Source organism: Wohlfahrtiimonas larvae, assembly GCF_002006755.1.
In the GTDB taxonomy this organism is placed as follows: domain Bacteria; phylum Pseudomonadota; class Gammaproteobacteria; order Cardiobacteriales; family Wohlfahrtiimonadaceae; genus Wohlfahrtiimonas; species Wohlfahrtiimonas larvae.
In genome coordinates, this window is the sequence record NZ_MVDO01000085.1 from 1 (window position 1) to 20879 (window position 20879).

Annotated in this window: 25 protein-coding genes; 15 read left to right on the plus strand and 10 right to left on the minus strand. The window is 35.4% G+C overall.

Annotated features, from left to right (window positions below; all coding sequences use genetic code 11):
• The 6 genes from BZK14_RS05345 to BZK14_RS05370 all read left to right on the plus strand — a co-directional run.
• Nucleotides 1-350 (plus strand): DUF815 domain-containing protein (locus BZK14_RS05345; RefSeq protein ID WP_143691362.1); only part of this gene is annotated, 350 nt, incomplete at its 5' end.
• 3 nt (nucleotides 351-353) lie between these two features.
• A complete protein-coding gene (locus BZK14_RS05350) occupies nucleotides 354-1373 on the plus strand; it encodes an SIS domain-containing protein (protein ID WP_077925530.1) in 1020 nt (339 codons plus the stop codon).
• Between the two features lie 24 nt (nucleotides 1374-1397).
• Nucleotides 1398-2498 carry an N-acetylglucosamine-6-phosphate deacetylase gene (gene nagA, locus BZK14_RS05355; protein WP_245831175.1) on the plus strand — a complete coding sequence of 367 codons (1101 nt, stop codon included), beginning with the start codon at nucleotides 1398-1400 and terminating at the stop codon, nucleotides 2496-2498.
• Nucleotides 2499-2517: 19 nt separating this feature from the next.
• Nucleotides 2518-3435 (plus strand): AEC family transporter, encoded by a 918-nt coding sequence (locus BZK14_RS05360; RefSeq protein WP_077925532.1) that lies wholly within the window; start codon nucleotides 2518-2520, stop codon nucleotides 3433-3435.
• 69 nt (nucleotides 3436-3504) lie between these two features.
• The gene (gene dprA / locus BZK14_RS05365; RefSeq protein WP_077925533.1) at nucleotides 3505-4635 is read left to right on the plus strand and encodes a DNA-processing protein DprA; all 1131 of its coding nucleotides are present in this window, start codon (nucleotides 3505-3507) and stop codon (nucleotides 4633-4635) included.
• A 21-nt stretch (nucleotides 4636-4656) separates the two neighbouring features.
• Entirely contained in the window at nucleotides 4657-5574 is a 918-nt protein-coding gene (locus tag BZK14_RS05370) for a metal ABC transporter solute-binding protein, Zn/Mn family (RefSeq protein WP_077925534.1), read from the plus strand.
• Here the strand turns inward: BZK14_RS05370 and BZK14_RS05375 are convergent.
• Nucleotides 5563-6075 (minus strand): methylated-DNA--[protein]-cysteine S-methyltransferase, encoded by a 513-nt coding sequence (locus BZK14_RS05375; protein WP_077925535.1) that lies wholly within the window; start codon nucleotides 6073-6075, stop codon nucleotides 5563-5565. The genes BZK14_RS05370 and BZK14_RS05375 overlap by 12 nt on opposite strands.
• 228 nt (nucleotides 6076-6303) lie before the next feature.
• Here BZK14_RS05375 and BZK14_RS05380 point away from each other — a divergent pair, with 228 nt between their 5' ends.
• Nucleotides 6304-6870 carry a PadR family transcriptional regulator gene (locus BZK14_RS05380; protein ID WP_077925536.1) on the plus strand — a complete coding sequence of 189 codons (567 nt, stop codon included), beginning with the start codon at nucleotides 6304-6306 and terminating at the stop codon, nucleotides 6868-6870.
• A 74-nt stretch (nucleotides 6871-6944) separates the two neighbouring features.
• The gene (locus tag BZK14_RS05385) at nucleotides 6945-7214 is read left to right on the plus strand and encodes a DUF2798 domain-containing protein (protein WP_281249081.1); all 270 of its coding nucleotides are present in this window, start codon (nucleotides 6945-6947) and stop codon (nucleotides 7212-7214) included.
• A gap of 80 nt (nucleotides 7215-7294) precedes the next feature.
• On the opposite strand, the gene BZK14_RS05390 is transcribed toward BZK14_RS05385, so the two are convergent.
• The 6 genes from BZK14_RS05390 to artP are packed head-to-tail and all read right to left on the minus strand — an operon-like array spanning nucleotide 7295 to nucleotide 11764.
• Nucleotides 7295-8002: a DsbC family protein gene (locus BZK14_RS05390; RefSeq protein WP_077925538.1), complete on the minus strand. Its 708-nt coding sequence runs from the start codon at nucleotides 8000-8002 to the stop codon at nucleotides 7295-7297.
• A 17-nt stretch (nucleotides 8003-8019) separates the two neighbouring features.
• Nucleotides 8020-8901 carry a site-specific tyrosine recombinase XerD gene (gene xerD / locus BZK14_RS05395; protein WP_077925539.1) on the minus strand — a complete coding sequence of 294 codons (882 nt, stop codon included), beginning with the start codon at nucleotides 8899-8901 and terminating at the stop codon, nucleotides 8020-8022.
• Nucleotides 8898-9557, minus strand: coding sequence for an ABC transporter permease subunit (locus tag BZK14_RS05400; protein ID WP_077925540.1), 660 nt, complete (start codon nucleotides 9555-9557; stop codon nucleotides 8898-8900). The genes xerD and BZK14_RS05400 overlap by 4 nt, the downstream gene beginning before the upstream one ends.
• Before the next feature lie 9 nt (nucleotides 9558-9566).
• Entirely contained in the window at nucleotides 9567-10250 is a 684-nt protein-coding gene (locus tag BZK14_RS05405) for an ABC transporter permease subunit (protein WP_077925541.1), read from the minus strand.
• 29 nt (nucleotides 10251-10279) lie between these two features.
• Nucleotides 10280-11017, minus strand: coding sequence for a lysine/arginine/ornithine ABC transporter substrate-binding protein (locus tag BZK14_RS05410; RefSeq protein WP_077925542.1), 738 nt, complete (start codon nucleotides 11015-11017; stop codon nucleotides 10280-10282).
• A gap of 21 nt (nucleotides 11018-11038) precedes the next feature.
• Nucleotides 11039-11764, minus strand: coding sequence for an arginine ABC transporter ATP-binding protein ArtP (artP, locus tag BZK14_RS05415; protein WP_077925543.1), 726 nt, complete (start codon nucleotides 11762-11764; stop codon nucleotides 11039-11041).
• Nucleotides 11765-11910: 146 nt separating this feature from the next.
• Between artP and BZK14_RS05420 the strand changes: the two genes are divergently transcribed.
• The 3 genes from BZK14_RS05420 to BZK14_RS05430 are packed head-to-tail and all read left to right on the plus strand — an operon-like array spanning nucleotide 11911 to nucleotide 13830.
• Entirely contained in the window at nucleotides 11911-12756 is an 846-nt protein-coding gene (locus BZK14_RS05420; RefSeq protein WP_077925563.1) for a DEAD/DEAH box helicase family protein, read from the plus strand.
• Nucleotides 12756-13172: an MTH938/NDUFAF3 family protein gene (locus tag BZK14_RS05425; protein WP_077925544.1), complete on the plus strand. Its 417-nt coding sequence runs from the start codon at nucleotides 12756-12758 to the stop codon at nucleotides 13170-13172. The genes BZK14_RS05420 and BZK14_RS05425 overlap by 1 nt, the downstream gene beginning before the upstream one ends.
• A gap of 49 nt (nucleotides 13173-13221) precedes the next feature.
• Nucleotides 13222-13830, plus strand: coding sequence for a hypothetical protein (locus tag BZK14_RS05430; RefSeq protein WP_077925545.1), 609 nt, complete (start codon nucleotides 13222-13224; stop codon nucleotides 13828-13830).
• 102 nt (nucleotides 13831-13932) lie between these two features.
• Here BZK14_RS05430 and corA read toward each other — a convergent pair whose 3' ends face one another.
• Nucleotides 13933-14979 (minus strand): magnesium/cobalt transporter CorA, encoded by a 1047-nt coding sequence (gene corA, locus BZK14_RS05435; protein WP_077925546.1) that lies wholly within the window; start codon nucleotides 14977-14979, stop codon nucleotides 13933-13935.
• 211 nt (nucleotides 14980-15190) lie between these two features.
• On the opposite strand from corA, the gene BZK14_RS05440 reads away from it, so the two are divergent.
• From BZK14_RS05440 to BZK14_RS05455, 4 genes are all read left to right on the plus strand, one after another.
• Nucleotides 15191-15430: a FeoA family protein gene (locus BZK14_RS05440; RefSeq protein ID WP_143691363.1), complete on the plus strand. Its 240-nt coding sequence runs from the start codon at nucleotides 15191-15193 to the stop codon at nucleotides 15428-15430.
• 2 nt (nucleotides 15431-15432) lie between these two features.
• Entirely contained in the window at nucleotides 15433-17781 is a 2349-nt protein-coding gene (feoB, locus tag BZK14_RS05445) for a Fe(2+) transporter permease subunit FeoB (protein WP_077925547.1), read from the plus strand.
• Nucleotides 17778-18056, plus strand: coding sequence for a FeoC-like transcriptional regulator (locus BZK14_RS05450; protein WP_077925548.1), 279 nt, complete (start codon nucleotides 17778-17780; stop codon nucleotides 18054-18056). Before feoB ends, BZK14_RS05450 begins: the two co-directional genes overlap by 4 nt.
• A 75-nt stretch (nucleotides 18057-18131) precedes the next feature.
• Nucleotides 18132-18575, plus strand: a complete 444-nt coding sequence (locus BZK14_RS05455) for an OsmC family protein (protein WP_077925549.1) — start codon at nucleotides 18132-18134, stop codon at nucleotides 18573-18575.
• A 292-nt stretch (nucleotides 18576-18867) separates the two neighbouring features.
• Here the strand turns inward: BZK14_RS05455 and BZK14_RS05465 are convergent, their stop codons facing one another.
• The gene (locus BZK14_RS05465; protein WP_077925551.1) at nucleotides 18868-19686 is read right to left on the minus strand and encodes a symmetrical bis(5'-nucleosyl)-tetraphosphatase; all 819 of its coding nucleotides are present in this window, start codon (nucleotides 19684-19686) and stop codon (nucleotides 18868-18870) included.
• Nucleotides 19687-19689: 3 nt separating this feature from the next.
• Complete coding sequence (locus tag BZK14_RS05470; RefSeq protein ID WP_245831177.1) at nucleotides 19690-20820, minus strand: tetratricopeptide repeat protein; 1131 nt, start codon at nucleotides 20818-20820, stop codon at nucleotides 19690-19692.
• Nucleotides 20821-20879 lie beyond the last annotated feature (59 nt).

The window sequence follows — 20879 nt, forward strand, 5'->3', positions numbered from 1 at the left end:
CAACCTCTAATCGTCGTCATTTATTACCTGAATACATGAGTGACAACCAAAGTGCTAAAATGGATACTAAAGGTGAAATTCACTTAGGCGAAGCTATTGAAGAAAAAATTTCATTGTCTGAACGCTTTGGAATTTGGTTAACATTCTATAGTTTTTCACAAAAAGAATATTTAGATGTCATTCAAAATTGGATTGCAATTTTAGATGGCTCAATTGAATTCACTCAAGAAATCGAACAAGAAGCACTACAATTTGCACTATTACGTGGTTCTAGAAGCGGCCGTGTGGCGATGCAATTTGCCAAAAGCTATGTTGGTGCATATCAATTGAAACATTTAAACAAGGAATAAATTATGTCGACTTATATGGCAAAGGAAATCAAAGAAATACCAGAGGTCATTGCCAAACAAGGAGAAAGCAATGCTCCGATGTTGATTAAACTCGCAGAATTTTTAAGAAAAGAAACACCTAGCGGTATTACACTCTTAGGTCGCGGGAGCTCAAAAAATGCATGCTATTATGCAAAATATATTTTTGAAACAGCTCTAAATATCCCTGTTTCTATGGCATCACCTTCTATTGCATCTATTTATGATCGCACTTTGAAGTTTGATAACCATTTATTATTTGTTTGTTCACAGTCAGGTGCTAGCCCTGATTTAATTAAATATACTGAAAATGCTAAAGCAGGTGGTGCAACTATCATTGCTTTGGTCAATGATGAATCATCCCCTATTGCAAAACTCTCAGATTTTTTATTTGGTTTAAAAGCAGGTAAAGAACATAGTGTTGCAGCAACTAAATCATACATTGCAACACTCTATGCATTTGCTTCGATCTATGCAATGTTTTGTGGCAAGAACGATTTAGCTGATGAACTCTACCACTTACCTGAAGTGATGGATCAAGTGGTCAATTCTACTTGGGATGAGTTTACAGATGCTATGCTGACTGCTGATAACTTGTTCTGCTTAGGTCGCAGCTACAATTATAGTACTGCGAGAGAAATTGCATTAAAATTCAATGAAACTTGCCAAATATTTGCCAATGACTATTCTGCATCAGAATTTTTTCATGGCCCACTAGCCTTACTTGAACGTGGCATTCCTATTCTACATTTTCTAATGAATGATGAAACACATAAAATTTCGTTAGAAACCAATGAAAAGCTAGTCGCATTAGGTGCAAATATTTATACTGTTGATAATAAAGCATTTGATGATAAAACATTAATAGTACCGACATCTTGCTCAATTATTCAACCTTTAATCCAAACGACGGTTATGTACAGTATCATCGAACAAATTGCTGTCAAAAAAGGATTAAATCCAGATACACCACCATTTTTGAATAAGATCACTAAAACAGTTTAAATTCAATCTTATATCGCCAATATAATGAAATCAATCTATGCACCAAGTATTTATGATGGTGAGCAATATCATCATAATGCTTGGTTAAATATTCAACATAATACTGTTCTTAATATTACTGATTCTGCCATTTTTAATGAACAATTGGTTTATGAAGTTGGTACATTAGTGCCTGGCTTCATTGATCTACAGGTCAATGGTGGCGGTGGTATTTTATTGAATAATGATCCCACCATTCAAGGATTAACAAGAATCCTTGGAGCACATAGATCACTAGGGACACATGAATTACTAGCGACATTGATCACAAGTGATGATACAATCATTCATAAAACATTGGATGCAGTCGAAGCTGCCATAGAACAAAATATGCAAGGTTTATTAGGGATTCATCTAGAAGGCCCTATGATTAATCACTTAAAACGTGGCATTCACTTTGATCAAGATATCCATATTTTAAACGATCAGTTACTTAAAAATATTCAATCTCGTAACTTAGGCAAAATTCTTATAACACTCGCACCTGAAACTGTTGAATCTCATATCATTACAGAACTTAAAGATGCTGGCATTACGGTATTTGCAGGCCACAGTAATGCAACAGCTGAAGAGGCACAAAAAGGACTGAAAGCTGGCATCTCTGGTTTTACTCATATGTTCAATGCAATGCCACCCATGCTATCAAGAGAGCCTTCCATATTAGGTGTTGCTATTTCTGATCGAAATAGCTGGGGAACAATCATTCATGATGGCATCCATATTGATCCTATCATGGTAAAAATTGCGATAGAAGCTAAACACCTTGATAATATGATTCTAGTCACAGACGCCATGGCAACATTAGGGAGTGATATCACTTCATTTGAATTTAATGGCCATACGATTTACAAAGAACATAACAAACTTGTGAATCATGAAGGTAAATTAGCTGGTGCACATATAGATCTCTTTACTAGCCTTAATAACACAATGAATATTGGTTATTCTTTTGAGCAAGCCTTGCAGATGATTACAAAAAATCCTGCTACAGCCCTCAATCTATATCCATACTTAGGTTCATTGAAAAATGGTGCAAAAGCTAATATAAATTGGATAAATGGTGCTATTATTAAACCTATCATATAATTTTTAGAAACAGGTCATCATGAGCGGTTTAATTTTTATCTTTGTTTGTATTACAGTTGGTAAAATTCTTTCCAGATTGACCAACCCTCAGGAATTGATTCGCTCTCTCAATTTACTAGTTGTTCGAGTTGCGCTACCTGCATTGATTTTAGATAAAATTCATACGATCAACCTCGCAGGCGATGCTTTCTTCCCCATCGCAACACCTTGGATTGGTTTCATTATCGCCATAGCAACTATCTATTTAATTAAGTTTTTTATTCCAATTTCTAAAGTAACAACTGGTTGTTTAATTTTATTATGTGGCACCAGTAACACATCATTTGTGGGATTTCCTTTAGTTTCAGCATTATTGGGAGAAGAAGCATTAAATACCGCAATCATTATTGATCAATCTAACCTTATAGTACTATTTACATTGGGTATTTTAGTGGCCAATTTATATTCAGGAAAAAGTGTAGATATTAAGCAAATGCTTATTAGAATGTTGCTTTACCCTCCTGTTGTTGCACTGATAGTTGGCGTACTACTTCGCCCTTTTCCATACCCTGAGGCAGTACAATACACATTATCGACATTCGGTTCTCTTTTAACTCCCTTAACAATGCTATCCATTGGGTGCAGCTTAACCATACCCCGTGATAAAAGTATGATTAAATTCATTTCAATCGGCTTAACCATTAAATTAATTATGATGCCTTTAGGTATCGCTTTATTAGCAATGTTTGTCTTCACCAATTTATCACCTTTAACCGCTGCAGTTTCCATTATGCAGGTTGGTATGGCGCCTATGGTTATGGCTGTTATTATGGCTGCAGATAAAAATTTAAATCCTGATTTAGCTAACTTTTTAACAAGCATTGGCATTCCTATTTCTTTTATCACAGTTGTACTCTGGAATATTCTCTTGCCATTTGCTCAAGCTTCGACACATTAAATCATAACCCATTGAGATATTTGTTATAATTTCAGCACGACTCATCAGCCTGAAAGTGGTTCTCTAAGTATGTTGATTGACTGGCTCACGCTTTATTACACAAAAAATATTGGTTCCAAACGACTAATGCAATTAGTTGCACATTTTGACTCTGCCACTAATGCAGTTAATGCTTCTAATAGCGAATGGCGCAAAGCAGGTATGACAGATACGGTAATCTCATCCCGCGAAGAGATTGCTAGAAAAAAAGCAGAAGCGGCCATTCATTGGAAAGATACTCATGACCAACATCATATTATTGTGGTGACTGATGATTTATATCCCGAATTATTACGTGTATCAGATGATCCACCTGCCTTATTATTCCTAAAAGGTAATCCTAATATTCTATCTCGCCCACAATTAGGTATTGTAGGCACTCGTCACCCTACTAAAGAGGGCGAACAGAATGCTTATCATTTTGCAAAAGAATTAGGAGATTACGGTTTTGTCATTACAAGCGGTTTAGCAATGGGCATTGATAAATCAGCCCATGAAGGCACATTAATGAGCCAATCACCAACCATTGCTGTTTTAGGAACAGGATTGAATGAAATTTATCCTAAAAATCATATAAAATTAGCTGAAAGAATCGTTATGCAAGGTGGTTGTTTAGTAAGTGAATTTCCACTACATACACCAGCCATCCCCAATAATTTTCCCAAAAGAAATCGCATCATTGCAGGTTTATCATTAGGTGTTTTAGTTGTGGAAGCCGCTGACAAATCAGGCTCCTTAATCACTGCCCGCTTAGCCAATGAATCTAGCCGTGAAGTATTTGCGATCCCAAGTTCTATTCATAATCCACAATCCAAAGGTTGTCATAAACTGATTCGTGAAGGCGCTAAATTAGTGGAGTCCACTTTTGATATTTTCTCAGAACTTAAACATTGGCTACCTAATGAAAATCAAACTGCTATTCAACATCCACTCCCTTCTTCTAAAAAATCCATTGTAATGGTTGCGGTTGCCCCACCCGAAGATCCTTTAGAAAAACAGATCTTTGATCAATTAACACAACCTTTATCTATTGATGATATCGTCATACAAACATCGTTAGAAGCACATATTGTGATGCAAGCAATTTCCATGATGGAAATCGAAGGCTATATCATCCGTCAAGATGGACAATATTTCATCCAAAATCATCAATCTTCTTAAATTTCAAGCAAGGAATTCAGCATGAAAAAGCTTTTACTCTCCTTTGTTATTGCATCTAGCTTAGCAACATCTGCATTGGCTGAATTGAATGTTGTGACATCATTTTCTATTTTAGAAGATATCGCACACAACATTGGCAAAGACAAAGTAACAATCACATCCATGGTAAAGCGTAATCAAGATCCACATGGCTATGATCCATCATTCTCTGATATTCAAAATTTATACACAGCAGATTTATTAATCGTCAATGGTTTAAATTTTGAAAATTGGCTCAATCGCGCCACGAAACAAGCAAATTTCAAAGGTGAAATCATAACTGCCAGCCAAGGCGTCAATATCATTCATTTAAAGAAGGATCATGATCATCAACATGACGAAAATCATGAAAACCATGACCATGGTGATACAGATCCACATATTTGGCAAAACCCATTAAATGGGATCATTATGGCTGAAAATATTACCCAAGCCTTTATTGCAAAAGATCCTGAGAACAAAGATTTCTATATAAAAAACTTAGAAAGTTATAGTGAAAAATTACATAATTTAGATAAAAAAATTATGCAACAACTGCGAGATATTCCAAATCAACCATTAAAAGGCATTGTATTACATGATAGTTTCCGATATTTTTCTGAACGCTATCCTATCCAATTCTTTCCTATTTTAGATGCACATAGTATTAGTGAACCTTCCGTCAAAACATTTGCAGGCATTAAGAATTTAATTACGCATAATCAAATTTCTGTTATCTTTGCGGAATCTATGGAACAAAATCGCTTCATCACAACCATTGTTAATGATTATCAAATCACAAATGGCGGGCAATTAATTTCAGATACAATTCTAAAGCAAGGGAATGCATGTGATTCATACATTGGCATATTAGAATGTAATGTTAAAACAATTGAACAAGCATTTATATCAAATCAATAAATTTTGTTCACTTTCTAAATTCAATAGGTACTGCTTGCGGTGCAATCCGCCAGCATAACCCGTTAAGGATCCATCACTACCAATGACACGATGACACGGCACAATAATACTAATCTTATTCTTACCATTTGCGTTAGAAACAGCACGTATTGCTTTTTCATTCCCTAACTGAATAGATTCATCTTTATAGCTAATGGTTCGACCATAAGGGATTGTGAGTAATACATTCCACACAGACTGCTGAAACTCTGTACCTATCATTAACAATGGAATAGTGAATTTTTTACGTGTTTGACTAAAATATTCTGTCAACTCTTCTCGCGTTTGTGCTAATACTTTAGTTTCTTCAGCTTTAGGCGTTAATTTAGCAGCTTTCGCAACAAATTCCACAATCTCTAATAAAGCATCATCTACAAACTCTAGCGCACATAATTTACCCATTGCATCACAAGCAACCACTTGCCCAATTGGCGTGTCAATCAAAGTATAATATAAATTCATAGTAGCGCCTTTATCATAAATTGTTTTTCTAATTCTAAATATAAGTAATGATTTAAGCAATCACTAAGAATACATAAAAATATACCATTAATTATCAATGAGTTAATTAAGATTCCATCTGAATTTAATATATAGATATATCTAAATTATTTACAGAAAAATTTTTTTATGTATAATTACTCATAAGATATGCATATAGATATATCTGAATAAATCAAGGAGACAATTATGAAACATAATCATAAAGACCATTGCTCGCATGGTCGACATGGCCATCATGAAGAACATAGTGGTGGCAAACGATTAAAGCGCTTATTTGAACGTGGTGATATACAATTACTATTATTACTACAGCTCAAAACCAAAAATTCCCATGGCTATGAATTAATTAAATCAATTAATGACTTAACCTCAGGCCTATATGAGCCAAGTCCCGGCGTACTTTATCCAACATTATCCATGCTAGAAGATCAAGAGCTCATTCTCCAAGATCCCAATGAAACTCATCGCAAAGTATATATGATTACTGCATTGGGATTAGATTATTTAAAGCAGCATGAAACAAAAATTACATTAATCAAAGAGCGCTTAGCATCTACGAAACATGCCCAAGATAATGTACATATTTCTAACGAATTGGAAGATGCTATTCGTCGCTTTAAGATGTTAATGCGCCATCAAATTCGTCAAGATCAGATTTCACAAGATCAATTAAACAAAATTGTTGCTATTATTAATCAAGCAAACTTAGAAATTGAAAAAGCTTACCAAGCCATTGCCCCAAATCACGAGTAATCGGTTATAAGATTTTTCCGTAAGCATTAACGTTACTCAATGCATTCTACTTTATAGAAACTATGGAGAAATCTATGTCAGATTCACAATTCAATCGTTATAAATTACCACCAAAAGCCATGCATCTTTTGGTACCATTTTTCTTATCATTCTCAATGTCTTGCATCGTTTCATGCATCAGCGTGTTAAGAAGTGTTGGCTTTGCGAACTTTCATGTCAATACATGGGCTGCTTCGTGGATGATCTCTTGGGCAATCGCATTTCCATCTGTTTTAATCCTATTGCCATTGGTACGCAAATTTTCATTGATGTTCATCAGAGTAAAAAATACTATAGCAAAATAAACATCATAAAAATTTTAACCATACAAAAAGAGACAGCAAATTGCTATCTCTTTTTTTCTAACCTTTTAAAGTAACAGTCATTACTTGATACTATTAATTAAATTAATTAATTCCTCTGCAGGCACATAACCACCAATCATTTGACCATTTTCTAAAATAATGTTTGGCGTACCTGTAATACCAAAAGAGATCCCCAATTGATATTGAGCTTCTACAGGGCTTTCACCTTCACATTTGACTTTAGCATCCACTTGACGTTTATGCATTGCTGCATCTACAGCCGCTTTAGGATCTTTTGCGCACCAAACACTTTCCATGCGCTCTTTTGTCGCAATTGCAGGGAATGCCATATAACGTACTTCAACGCCTGCTTTGAGATATTTAGAAATGTCATCATGTAATTTTTTGCAATATGGGCAATTCACATCTGTAAATACAGTAATCGTATGTTTTTTTGCACCTTCTGGCGAGTAAATGATCATATCCTTAGGGTTCATTTTCTCTAATGCCATTATACGAATTTTATTTTGGCGATTTTCTGTTAAGTTTACGCGCTCAACCAAATCTGTAATCTGACCTTCAAACAAATAGCGACCATCTTCAGATAAATACAAAGGTAAATTCACACCTTCAATATATAACTCATTGATACCTTTCACACCACTTGGTGATACTTTTTCTACCTTCATTCCACCTAGAATAGATTCAATGTGGGATAAATCTGTTTTTGCCATTGAGACACCAGTTGTTGCCATCATTAGTCCCAAAGCAATTGCAATTTTTTTCATACTTACCTCTTTCTCAATCATCCTCGTGGATGATGCTCTTGGTGGATTAATTTCAAGCGTTCTTTTGCAATATGAGTATAAATTTGCGTAGTCGATAAACTTGAATGTCCTAATAATAATTGAACAACACGTAAATCAGCCCCATGATTTACTAAATGTGTTGCAAAAGCATGTCGCAATGTATGCGGGGATATTGTAGACGAAATGCCGATTCTTTGGGCTGTTTTTTTAATCACATACCAAAATGCTTGGCGTGTCATCGCATCCCCACGATTGGATAAAAACAGCCATTCTGTACTATTACCTTTTGATAATTCCCCACGCGCTTCATCTAAATATTTTTCGAGCCATTCAATACCTACTTCACCAATGGGTACTAAACGTTCTTTATTCCCTTTACCTACTAATCGCACAACACCAGCTTGTAGATTAATTTGTGACATAGTTAAAGAGATTAATTCAGTCACACGCAAACCACATGAATATAACAGCTCCATCATAGCTCGATCACGCAATCCCAGTGGTGTTGCCACATCATGACCATTCAATAATGCTTCCACATCATCCTCACTCAATGATTCAGGCAACGTTGCGGTGAATTTTGGCACAATCAATTTACGTGCAGGATTATCTTCACGGATTTGTGACACAATCAAAAAATCATAAAAATGTTTAAAGGTAGAAACAAAGCGCGCAATGCTTCTTGGGCTGATTTTTTCAGCCAACTTCTTTTGGATATATTCTTGTAATATTTCTGTATCAGCTTGCTCTAGCTGAGTATCTTGCTCAGCTAGATATGATTCTAATTTTTGTAGATCTGATAAATAAGACTGCAACGTAAGCGGTTGCAATCCTTCTTGATAATATAGTGCTTCTTCAAATTGGCTCAGTAAACTCATACTGCTTCAAAAGCCATGAGCTTACGCTCAACTAACTTAGAACCGAGAATCAAAATGCCATTGATCACTAAATAAACAGCACCTGCAACCGCATAATATGTTAAATAATCGTATGTTCGACCTGTTATCTCCATCGTTCTACCCATAATATCCATAATAGTAATTGTGGAAACTAAAGCTGAACCTTTTGATAATAGAACCACTTCATTAGAATAACTTGGCAACGCTCTACGAAGCGCTAAGGAAAACATCATTTTTACGACTTGAAAACGCTTTAAACCCAATGCGGCAGATGCTTGCCATAAACCTGGCGCAATGTTCATAATCGCACCATGGAATAATTGAACGGTATAAGCTGCCGAATTCAATGCCAATGCAAATACAGCACAAAACCAAGCATGATCAAACAAAGTGCCACGTAAGAATTCAAATTGCTTAGGTGCATAATAAACCAAGAAAATCTGAATGAATAATGGCGTACCTGTTAAGAAAATAACTAATGCTTTGATTAGATAAGCTAAAGGATTTTTCTTCTCTTTATAAATTAATCCTAAAACCAATACCAAAGCCAAAATAAAACCGATGATTAATGATGCGAATGTTACGCCTAAACTGACTGGGATTCCGCCCATGATGAATAAAACATCTTCTTTCATGTTATCCCCTTATGCTCTTTCGTGACGCGTTAAAAAGAGCTGGAACCCTTTTTGAATCTGTTGACTTAATAAACTGATGGACAAATAGATTAATGAAGCAATGATCAGCCAAGTAAAGAAATCACCTGTTGCATTGGCTGCTGTTTGCCCTGCTGACATTAAATCAGAAACACCAATTGTATAAACTAAAGCAGTATCTTTCAATAATACTAACCATTGATTACCTAAGCCAGGCAAAGCATGACGCCACATTTGTGGCATGATGATGGAGAAAAATGCGTTCACTTTAGAAACACCCAAAGCATCACAAGACTCCCATTGTGATCTTGGTACTGCTTGTAATGCACCACGCAATGTTTGCGATGCATACGATGCAAAAATTAAAGACAATGCGCCAGCCCCCAAAGCAAATACTGAAATTTCAGGCACATCATCCATGAGTAGCATTAAGCCATAAGGCACACCAAATGCGACAAATACAATCACTAATAATTCAGGCAATGCTCGAATGATGTTCACAATAATCGAAACAGGATAACGAATAAACTTCCATCGGCTCAGCTCTAATAAAGCTAAAACTATGGCTAAAACTAAACCAATCCCTAAGGATAATAATGAAAGCTCTAAGGTAGTCACTGCACCTTTTAATAAGCTTGTAAAAAAACCACTTTGTGAAAACAACGAATCGAGCATGAATGCGCCTAACTATTAATTAAAAAAAACTACTTGAACCATTTTTCATAAATTGTTTGATAACGGCCATCTTCTTTGATTTTTTTCAATGCACCATTAATTTCTGCTAACAATTCTGTATTTTTTGGTAATACAGCAATTGCTAAGCCATTACCAAAATATTCAGGATCATTCACTTGTTCGCCAACAACTTCTAACTTGTTATTACGCTTAATAAACTCAGCTACAACCACTTCATCACCAAATACAACATTCACACGACCAATTTCTAAGTCACTCATTGCATTAGGATATTGAGGATAATTTTTAATATTAGCTTCTTTAAAGTTTTCCTTAATATACTGTTGATGAGTTGTGCCATTCAAAACACCAATCTCTTTAGTTTTGAAATCATCTACTGATTTAAATTGACCCGCCATTGCAACGAATACAGATGGATTCAAATAGTAAGGTTCAGAGAAAGTTACGTGCTTTTGGCGCTCTTCAGTGATATCCATTGAAGAAATGATTGCATCAAAACGCTTTAAACGTAAGTTTGGAATCAATGAATCAAAGCTTTGTGCCACATATACACATTTTTTTTGTAATTCAGCACAAATTGCGTTTGCAATATCGATATCAAACCCTGTTACTTCACCTGCTTCTGTTTTAAATTCAAATGGAGGATATTCAGGATTTGTACCAAAACGAATGGTATCTTCTTTTGCAAATGCCATACCGCCAACGCATAAACTTGCGAGCGTTAGAAAAACTTTCAACTTTTTCATATCTCTTTCCTTCAGTATTTTTTAATGGGATAAATAATCTTTAAACTCTTGTGTTACAGGATTGTCAAAATGATCACGGCTCCCGACTTCAACCGTTTGACCATTTTCTAAATATACAATATCAGTTGCTATTTTTTTAGCAAAATCAACATCATGAGTTACCACAACTTGTGTAATACCTGTCGTTGATAATTCGTTAATGATTTCTGCAACTTGCGAAGTAATTTCTGGATCTAAAGCAGCTGTTGGTTCATCAAACAATAAAACTTCCGGTGACATCATCAAGGCACGTGCAATTGCAACACGTTGCTGTTGACCTCCGGACAATTTTAATGGAAAACGATTACCCAAACCTGATAACTTCAAACGATCTAACATTTTGTCAGCTTGTGCAATTGCTTCTGCTTTTGCCATTTTATTCAGTTGTGTGGGTGCATAGATCAAATTTTCCATCACAGTTTTGTGTGGCCAAAGATGATATTGCTGGAATACCATACCAACTTTTTGACGCAATGCACGAATATCATCATCTGCAATTTTCTTTGTAAAATCAAAATCAAAACCTGCGATAGATAATCCACCCACTTTAGGTTTTTCCAATAAATTCATAATGCGCACTAAAGAGCTTTTACCCGCACCACTTGGCCCAAGAAGCACTAATACACTGCCCTTCTTCGCCATTAAATTAATATTTTTTAATACAATATGATTGCCATAACCATATTCGATATTCTTTAATTCAATCATCGCTCGCCTAAAGTGCCTATCATCAAAATGTCACAAATTTTGTAATTATAGCACCCTAATCCAATTCCTTAAATGTAATACATATATAAATTTATATCGAATTGGCTATAATGTTTTTCTTCTTATTTCTTACAGCTGATAAAACCATGCAATCGTACAATTTTTTAGAACAAAACAATCAACGCATCGCACTTATGGGAATGAGCGGTGTTGGTAAAACCACGTTATCCAATCTACTACCTAGAAATGAATGGTTTCATTATTCAATTGATTACCGAATTGGCACGCGATACTTGCATGAAGAAATTACAGATTTAGTCAAAATTGAAGCCATGAAAAGTCCTGCTTTGGCTAAATTACTGCGAAACAATTCCATTTTTATTGCGCCGAATGTGACATTTGACAACTTAAGTGCGATTTCGATGTTCATTGGTATGGTGGGCGCATTAGATAAAGGCGGATTACCTTTAGATGAGTTCTTAGCACGCTTACAAGCGCATCGCACAGCAGAAATCAAATCAATGGAAGATACAAAAACATTCATTAACCGAGCAACGAATGTTTATGGCTATCCTAATTTTATTTGTGATTTTAGTGGCAGTGTATGTGAATTGGATGCACCTGATGTTATTCAAAGTGTCGCTGATGAATGCTTATTGGTTTATTTAAAAGCAACTGATAGCATGATGTCCACATTAATTGAACGTGCACAAAAATATCCGAAGCCACTCTATTATCAAGCAGATTTCTTACACAATGCGATTAAAAACTATTGTGAAGAACAAAGTTTATCTTCTTGGGCTGAAATCAATCCTGATCATTTTGCTGTTTGGGTATTCCCACATTTAGTTGAGCATCGCATTGTTCGTTATGATGCTATTGCAGCGAAACATGGCATTACATTATCAGCAGAAGATACATTAAACATTACAAGTGCTGAAGAGTTTTTAAATCTTATTCATACAACATTGCAGAAGAAAGAAGGAAAATAATGTCACAGAATGATGAATCACAACACATCGGCACATCAAACCTTCGTAAAGAAGATGATGGTTTTTTGACTGTTAAAAAATATGATATCAATGAATTTACACTCACTGATAACGAAACTTATGACGGTGCAATCGCCCTTTATAAAGGCAAAGTTTATACAGACATCATGCCTGCAAGCTTTGATGAAATCACGGAAACACATTTTCGCAAATGGCTATCATTAAAGCCTGAGATGATCTTAATCGGCACAGGCGCTTCTCACTTTTTCTTAAAGCCTGAGCAAGCTGCTTACTTTTATACCAAAGGCATTGGTATTGAAACTATGCGCACAGATTCAGCCTGTAGAACCTATAGCGTGATTGCAGGCGAAATGCGTAATGGTTTAGCGATATTATTTCCTATCCAAGATAACTAATCTGTAATTTATTTTCGTTTCAACATATGGCCGTCAATTAGGAGTATTTATGAATAAAGAACAAGTACTGAAATTTCTGTCTAATAAAAACTACGGGCAATATGCAAGTTGGGCATTATATGATGTTTCTGATGAGCAAATTAACAATGGGAAAATTGAAAAGAAAGATGTTGGATTTGAGCCATTCAAAAATAACTTCAAAGAAAAAATTAATTTTAATGGCATTTTTCTTGCATTAAATTGTGCCGCTAGAGACATTCAAGTTGATGATTGGTCTATTTTCCATGATATTAGATCAATGTCTCAAGATTACAAGATTCCTTACATGATAAAAAATACTAAATATGAAGGTTCTTATATGACTGACTTATTCAAAGGCATTCATATGACTGAGAGTGATAAATTCAATGAAGCTATCAAAAAACCTGAAAATCAAAGTATTTATGCTTCAAGCATAGCAAGCTTTCAAGAAGAGTATGACCTAATCAAACCTGAAGCAATCATTTGTTTTGGTGGAGATGTTGAGAAATACTTAAAACGAATGATTAAAAAAGGGGAGCTTAAGGTAGATAAAGAAGTGAATATTATACGATTAACACATTATGCACACTATATGAGCATTGATGGCTTTAAAGAACAAAGAAATAAATTGCTTTAATAATACCTAATTAATCTAGATAACCATGAAAGTCGGTAAGTCATACAGATTAAATATAAAAAATCTCGCCTTTTGGCGAGATTTTCACATACTATTTTATGTTTACAACCAACCCTTTTTCTTAAAGAGCAAATATGGTGCGATGCCCGACAAGAACATGCCTGCGATTGATAACGGATATGAATAAGGGAAATTCAATTCTGGCATGACTTCGAAGTTCATACCATAAATACTTGCGATCAATGTTGGCGGCAAGAATACCACTGAAGCAATGGAGAAAATCTTGATGATTCTGCTTTGTTCTAAAGAAATTTGACCCATTGCCGCTTCCAATAGGAAGTTAATCTTATCAAAGAGGAACGATGTGTGACCTGTCAAGGATTCTAAATCTCGAAGAATTTCACGCACATCTTCATTTTGTTCTTCATTCAACAAACGACCACGTACTAAAAAAGATAATGAACGACGTGTATCCATCAAAGATAACCTCGCCTTACCATTAACATCCTCTTCCCTTGCAATACAAACTAAAATTTCGCCCATTTTGGCTTTAGATTCTTGTGCTGCTTCTTTTAGTTCTTTTTTCTGTTCTTTCTTCAGCTTTTTAACATCTGTGCCTGAGTCTTCACTACTTTGCTTAGTGTAATCTAATACATCACGACTCACATGTTCTAATCGAGAATAAATACCTTCCAAAACATCTGCCACATGCTCAACCGCTGTTTCATGCAAGCCCACTAAAATATCCATTGCATTAACAACATTATCCATGTCGTTCACATTCGGATGACGTGCACGCAAACGATATAACCTGAATGAACTTAAATCTTCATCACGAATGGTAAATAAACAACCTGCAAAAATTGAAAATGCCACCGTAACATTCGTTGAACTTTCTTCAAAGTCATTCAAAAAGAAACTATGAATATGAATACCATCATCATCTTCATAAAATCGTGCAGATGCTTCGATGTCTTTAATTTCAGCCTTTTCAGGCAATTCAAACTTGTAATGATTTTCTACTAACAAACGTTCTTCTTCTGTCGGATCAATTAAATCAATCCAGATCATCTCTTTAATGATGTCTTTTTGCTCTTCGATTTTAATTTGTTGTAAACGCCCATTTTGAAGGATAAATCCTGTGATCACGCTTTCTCCTATGTTGACGTTGCTGCCAAAAAATAAACTTAATTGCTAATTATAACCTGCAATTCATAAATAGTGTCATCAAAATTCGATGATATAACGATAAATCATACACATTTTTTTTGACATAAATCATAAAGGCAAAGCCTGTATTCATCATCATTAATAGGGATAGTGTATGATTATCAACATATAACAATTAGGGTACTTACGAATGACCTCTACGACTTTGGATCAGCTTACTATCCATCAAACAGCACTCATTACAAAATTGAATACCACTAATGCAAATTATCGTAATAAACTTTTAGCCATGGGAATCACGCCCGGCTGTAAAGTCAGCATTGTGCGTACTGCACCATTGGGTGATCCCATTCAAATTACAATTCGTGGATTTCAATTATGTTTACGAAAAACTGAAGCTGCTAGTATTCAAGTGGAACTCGAGGATTAATTATGCAAACCAAAACTATTGCTCTTTTGGGAAATCCTAATTGCGGTAAAACCACATTATTCAATGCACTAACAGGCAGCAATCAAAAAGTTGCGAATTGGCCCGGCGTCACTGTTGATAAAAAAACAGGTAAATTCATAATTGAAGATAAAACCATAGAAGTTGTTGATTTGCCTGGCACCTATTCATTTGAAAATAGTTTCACCAACACATCACAAGATGAGCTCATTGTTCGTCACTATTTGCTTGATAATAATGACAGCATCATTGTCAACGTGATCGACGCATCAAACCTACAGCGCTGCTTATATCTCACCTTCCAATTATTGGATCTCAAGCGCCCCATGATTATCGTATTAAACATGATGGATGTGGCAAAACTTGAGGGTTATGAGATTTATCATGCACTGTTACAAGAAACATTACATTGCCCCGTTGTTGCCATCAGTGCAAGTAAAAATGAAGGCATTCAAGAGCTCAAAAAAGTGATTGCAGCGTATGATTCTAAATTATATTTAGATCACCAACCTCATAAAACGTTAGATCCTGTTATTACTAATATCATCGAAACACAATTAGAAACTGTTTCTAAACACAGCATTTTGAATCACATGAATAATTGGTTATTAATTGAAGCCATTAAAGGTGATTATATCAGTGATAAATTCACACCTGCTGACCTTGCTGCACTTGAAACATCACGTAATAAAATTGCACAACTGGCCGATGGTGAACTAGATATTGCCCTAGCAAGCTCTCGCTATGAAGCGATTGACCAACTTGCCAAAGAAGTGATTAAAACGGTTGGTATTGCGAGCTCGCAACTCACTTACAAAATTGATCGCTGGGCTTTGGGTAAAATTACTGGCATTCCTATATTTCTATTAGTGATGTTTTTAATGTTTGCCATTGCCATCAACATTGGTTCAGCCTTTATTGATTTCTTTGATATCCTATTTGGTGCAATTTTTGTGGATGGTTTAGCTCACCTACTTAGCAGTATCAATGCACCTGAATGGCTCACAACCTTTTTAGCCAGTGGGATTGGTGAGGGGATTAAAACTGTTGCGACATTTATTCCTGTGTTAGCCATGATGTTCTTATGCTTATCTGTATTAGAAGATTCTGGTTATATGGCACGCGCTGCAATGGTGGTTGATCGTGGCATGCGTTCCATTGGTTTACCTGGCAAAGCTTTTGTACCAATGCTGGTGGGATTTGGCTGTAATATTCCTGCCATTATGGGCACACGCACATTGGAAAATCATCGTGATCGTTTAATGTCTATCATGATGATTCCTTTCATGTCCTGTGGTGCTCGTTTACCTGTTTATGCACTATTTGCTGCAATTTTCTTCCCTGATAATGTTGGTTTGATTGTCTATCTGCTCTATTTACTCGGTATTATTGTGGCAATTTTGACAGGTTTTGCATTGAAATTTTCCATATTAAAAGGCCCTAACACTCCATTTATCATGGAGTTACCCGCTTACCATTTACCCACATTAAAAGGAACATTGCTCTCTACTTGGGAACGTTTAAAGAGTTTTATTTATAAAGCAGGCAAAGCAATCATCCTTGTGGTTGCGATTTTAGGTATTTTAAATAATATTGGAACAGATGGTAGCTTTGGTAATGCAGATACTGATAAATCAGTATTATCTAGCATTGGTAAAACGATTACACCTGCATTTGAACCCATGGGGATCACAAAAGAAAATTGGCCTGCAACTGTTGGCGTTTTCACAGGCATTTTTGCTAAAGAATCTGTGATTGGTACTTTAAATGCACTCTATTCAGAAGGCAGTAAAGATGAGGATTTTAATTTTTGGGATAAAGTCAAAGAAGCTTTTGCAACAATCCCAGAAAACTTAGCACAAATTCCTACATTATTAATCGACCCTTTAAAAATTAATGAGCAAACGGCTGATGGTGATATTTCTGCCGTACAAGAAGCCAATGAAGTGGATGATATCACTGTAACTAAAATTCAAAACTACTTCACATCAGATGCTGCTGTAATTTCATATTTAATCTTCATTTTATTATATACACCTTGTGTTGCGGCTTTAGGTTCCGTTTATCGTGAAGCAGGCACAAAATGGACAATTTTAGTGGCAAGCTGGACTTTCATCATTGGTTGGATTCTAGCAACAGCTTATTATCAAGCATATTTATTAACATTAGGCTCAAGCACTGCGATCATTTGGCTAATTGTTTTAGGTTTAGCACTGCTTGGTTTATTTATGTTGTTACGCTGGATGGGCAAAGTGGATATTTTCTCCCAAAGCCAAACAATCATTGCGCAAAGCCATGTTAAAAACAAATCTGATAAGCATTGCTGTCAATGATTTTACTTGAGATCAAAAACTATATTATTCAACAACAAGAAGTGACATTGCCGCAATTGGCAATGCACTTTCAAATACCTGAATCTGCCATAGAAAATATGGCGGAAATTTGGGTGCAAAAGAAAATGATCGAAAAACTGATATTAACATGTGGATCATTCAGTAATAATTCAGGTTGTAATGGTTGCTCTGATCATTGCCAAACTCAGATTATTCATCAGATGGGCAAAAACAAACAGATTCTCTATAGACCAATACCTGCTTATGACTTATGATCATAAAGAAACATTATAATAAATAAAACATCACCACTGTATGTGCTATGTTTTGGATTATCTTTAGGAGAAAAAATGTCACAATCATCAGCTAAAGTTTACCGTGCAAAATCCACCATCACAGATAAATTCCAAGTGGAAGTTACTGCTCGTGATCACACACTCTATTTTGATGAACCATCCCCCATCAGCAATAACGCAGGCATGACACCATTAGAAGGATTATTGGGCGCCATTGGTGCTTGTAAATCCATCGTGGCAAAAGTCACAGCCAAAAAAATGGGTATTGATTATCGTTCTTTGGAAATCATTGTAGAAGGAGATTTTGATTCTCGCGGTTATCAAGGTGATCCTGAGTTTGATATCGGCTTTAGTGACATTCGTACCATTTATCAAATTGATTCAGATGCTTCTGAAGAAAAGCTCAAACAACTCATGGAATTTGTGGATACTCACTGCCCTGCTGCTGCCACCATTAAGGACAGTGCACCAATGAAGTCAACTTTGAAGCGTTTGTAATGAATTTCCTATCCAAAAATAAAGCTATTATTGCAGTAATAGCTTTATCTATTTGGATTAATTTCTTTCCGTCAACTGATCCATCTAGAAAAGAAGGACAGAGATCTTTCCTGTATGCAATTAGTAATACAAATTCTCACTTATATCCACATGCTCGATATATCATTCCTCTCTTGGGCTTAGCAGCTATTTTTGTTAGCAGATCTAGACGTAAAGATGATAAATAAATATTAAATAAAAGCAGTTCACACACATGAACTGCTTTTTTATTATCTTTGATGGTTAAATACATTTAATCTTCTTTCTTACGCTTCTTTTGTACGATCATTTGTGGATTAGCATCTAAACGTACCGCAGTTAATTTCTCACCCCAAGCACAACCAGTATCAATACACATAATATTATTTTCATTATGTAATCCCAATGATGCCCAATGGCCAAAAATTATTTGAGTTTTTTCAAAATGATTCAGGAAACGGAACCATGGTACTAAACCAACGACTTTATCCATCGGTGCTTTAGCATCAAAATCCAATCGTCCATCTTCATGTAAATAGCGCATGCGCGTAAAAATATTTACGATTGTTCGAATTCGATCAATACCTTCTAAATCATCTTGCCAAATATTAGGGGAATTGCCAAACATTTTTGGTAAAAACTCCGCATATTGCTCATCATCCTGCAAAACAGCTTCTGCTTCTTTTGCTAAATTCAATGCTTGTGAAATTGTCCAATCAGGATATAAACCAGCATGACAAATGGCTATATCTAGCTCTGGGATATAGCGCATCAAAGGTTGCTCACGAATGAATTTTATATATTCATTCACACGCTCACTTTTCAAAATTTCATCATAAGTATCAAAGCGCTTTAAACGAATTAAACCTGCTTGAAAGACTAAAAAAGCTAAATCATGGTTCCCCAATACAGGGAAAATAGAATCTTGGTGATCCATTAAATATGATAAAACTTTCTCTGATTTAGGCCCTCGATTAATCAAGTCACCTACAAGATAAAGTTGGTCTTGCTTATGGTCAAACTCGATCTTTTCTAAAAGCTTCTTGAATTCTCGGTAACAGCCATGTAAATCACCAATAGCATAAATTGCCATAATCTATTTTGCATTCCTATTGTTCATATACTCATGTAAACGCTGAATACTATTGTATTGAGCATAAATCGCCCAAGCATAGCTAGAGGCTAATTCCTCCATACCACTTTGCCCAAGCGCACCCACATATTCTTTTAAACTCAAACCATCAGTTTGAGCCACCACTGTTTGAGCTTGCTCATAATATTCTAGTGCTTTTTCAAAATTATTTTGTGCTACATAAAAATAGATTAAATCAAACAGTGCCGATAATGAGAAATAATGCAATTGTTCAGGTGATTTTGTTAAGCTTCGATTCACATTTTTAAGTGCACTCAGATAAACAGATTCAGCTTCACTTGCACGATCAGTTTGCACTAAAACCCAGCCCAACATCGATTCAGTTCGAGCTAAATTATAATAATCGATAGGTTCTGTTGCTAAATGCTGTGCATACTTCTGATCTAAAATACGCTTTGCCTTATCTAATTCATTAAAATCCATATAAAATAATGCAAAATTTTCCATCGCTAAAATTGTTCGGATATCGCTGAACCCTAAATACTTTAGATCAGAATTTAATGCATAGTTATAATAATATTCTGCTTGGCTTAACAAACCTCGTGTTTCATATGTCCAGCCTAATACACGCAAAGTTGCACTGTAATCGGGTGTATAAGGATATTTTTTGCGAATCGCAATTGCGCTTTCTAATAAGCTTGTGACAACTTGAATATCTTTTTTCTGAGCATCATAAGTCCACACAAGGGCTTCTAAAATATCAGCATACATCAACTCATTTTTAGGATCAGTTTCCACTAATGCCTTTGCTTCTGCCAAAATTGCACGCGCAGCCAACTTATCTTTTTCCAAATTAGCGACTTTCAATAATAACGCTAAATATTCTTTATGAGTTCTGACTCCAGTATATTCATTGATGGCACGATCATAATATTCACGTGCAGTATAATTATCATTTTGTTCAATGAACCAATCACCAATTAAAATAGTGTTACGAAGTCGTTGTTCAGGTGTTTCCGATTGCTCAATTAAACTATTTAAAGCAACGCTTCCTTCTTCAGACATTGCAATAGGGCTATAAATTCCTAAGGAGAGAATTCCCCACAAACCTATTGATTTTAAATGTTCTTTCATGAAAAGCGCCTAGATTGTTGTGAAAATGATACGTTTTTTCTATTTTACAACAAAACATA

Coding starts and splice junctions, on each gene's coding strand:
- BZK14_RS05420 (WP_077925563.1), top strand. CDS start 11,911: ATGCAATCGTACAATTTTTTAGAACAAAACAATCAACGCATCGCACTT.
- BZK14_RS05370 (WP_077925534.1), top strand. CDS start 4,657: ATGAAAAAGCTTTTACTCTCCTTTGTTATTGCATCTAGCTTAGCAACA.
- BZK14_RS05390 (WP_077925538.1), bottom strand. CDS start 8,002: ATGAAAAAAATTGCAATTGCTTTGGGACTAATGATGGCAACAACTGGT.
- xerD (WP_077925539.1), bottom strand. CDS start 8,901: ATGAGTTTACTGAGCCAATTTGAAGAAGCACTATATTATCAAGAAGGA.
- nagA (WP_245831175.1), top strand. CDS start 1,398: ATGAAATCAATCTATGCACCAAGTATTTATGATGGTGAGCAATATCAT.
- BZK14_RS05450 (WP_077925548.1), top strand. CDS start 17,778: ATGATTTTACTTGAGATCAAAAACTATATTATTCAACAACAAGAAGTG.
- BZK14_RS05360 (WP_077925532.1), top strand. CDS start 2,518: ATGAGCGGTTTAATTTTTATCTTTGTTTGTATTACAGTTGGTAAAATT.
- BZK14_RS05440 (WP_143691363.1), top strand. CDS start 15,191: ATGACCTCTACGACTTTGGATCAGCTTACTATCCATCAAACAGCACTC.
- BZK14_RS05385 (WP_281249081.1), top strand. CDS start 6,945: ATGTCAGATTCACAATTCAATCGTTATAAATTACCACCAAAAGCCATG.
- BZK14_RS05430 (WP_077925545.1), top strand. CDS start 13,222: ATGAATAAAGAACAAGTACTGAAATTTCTGTCTAATAAAAACTACGGG.
- BZK14_RS05375 (WP_077925535.1), bottom strand. CDS start 6,075: ATGAATTTATATTATACTTTGATTGACACGCCAATTGGGCAAGTGGTT.
- BZK14_RS05380 (WP_077925536.1), top strand. CDS start 6,304: ATGAAACATAATCATAAAGACCATTGCTCGCATGGTCGACATGGCCAT.
- BZK14_RS05465 (WP_077925551.1), bottom strand. CDS start 19,686: ATGGCAATTTATGCTATTGGTGATTTACATGGCTGTTACCGAGAATTC.
- BZK14_RS05470 (WP_245831177.1), bottom strand. CDS start 20,820: ATGAAAGAACATTTAAAATCAATAGGTTTGTGGGGAATTCTCTCCTTA.
- BZK14_RS05455 (WP_077925549.1), top strand. CDS start 18,132: ATGTCACAATCATCAGCTAAAGTTTACCGTGCAAAATCCACCATCACA.
- BZK14_RS05350 (WP_077925530.1), top strand. CDS start 354: ATGTCGACTTATATGGCAAAGGAAATCAAAGAAATACCAGAGGTCATT.
- feoB (WP_077925547.1), top strand. CDS start 15,433: ATGCAAACCAAAACTATTGCTCTTTTGGGAAATCCTAATTGCGGTAAA.
- BZK14_RS05400 (WP_077925540.1), bottom strand. CDS start 9,557: ATGAAAGAAGATGTTTTATTCATCATGGGCGGAATCCCAGTCAGTTTA.
- artP (WP_077925543.1), bottom strand. CDS start 11,764: ATGATTGAATTAAAGAATATCGAATATGGTTATGGCAATCATATTGTA.
- BZK14_RS05405 (WP_077925541.1), bottom strand. CDS start 10,250: ATGCTCGATTCGTTGTTTTCACAAAGTGGTTTTTTTACAAGCTTATTA.
- BZK14_RS05425 (WP_077925544.1), top strand. CDS start 12,756: ATGTCACAGAATGATGAATCACAACACATCGGCACATCAAACCTTCGT.
- BZK14_RS05410 (WP_077925542.1), bottom strand. CDS start 11,017: ATGAAAAAGTTGAAAGTTTTTCTAACGCTCGCAAGTTTATGCGTTGGC.
- dprA (WP_077925533.1), top strand. CDS start 3,505: ATGTTGATTGACTGGCTCACGCTTTATTACACAAAAAATATTGGTTCC.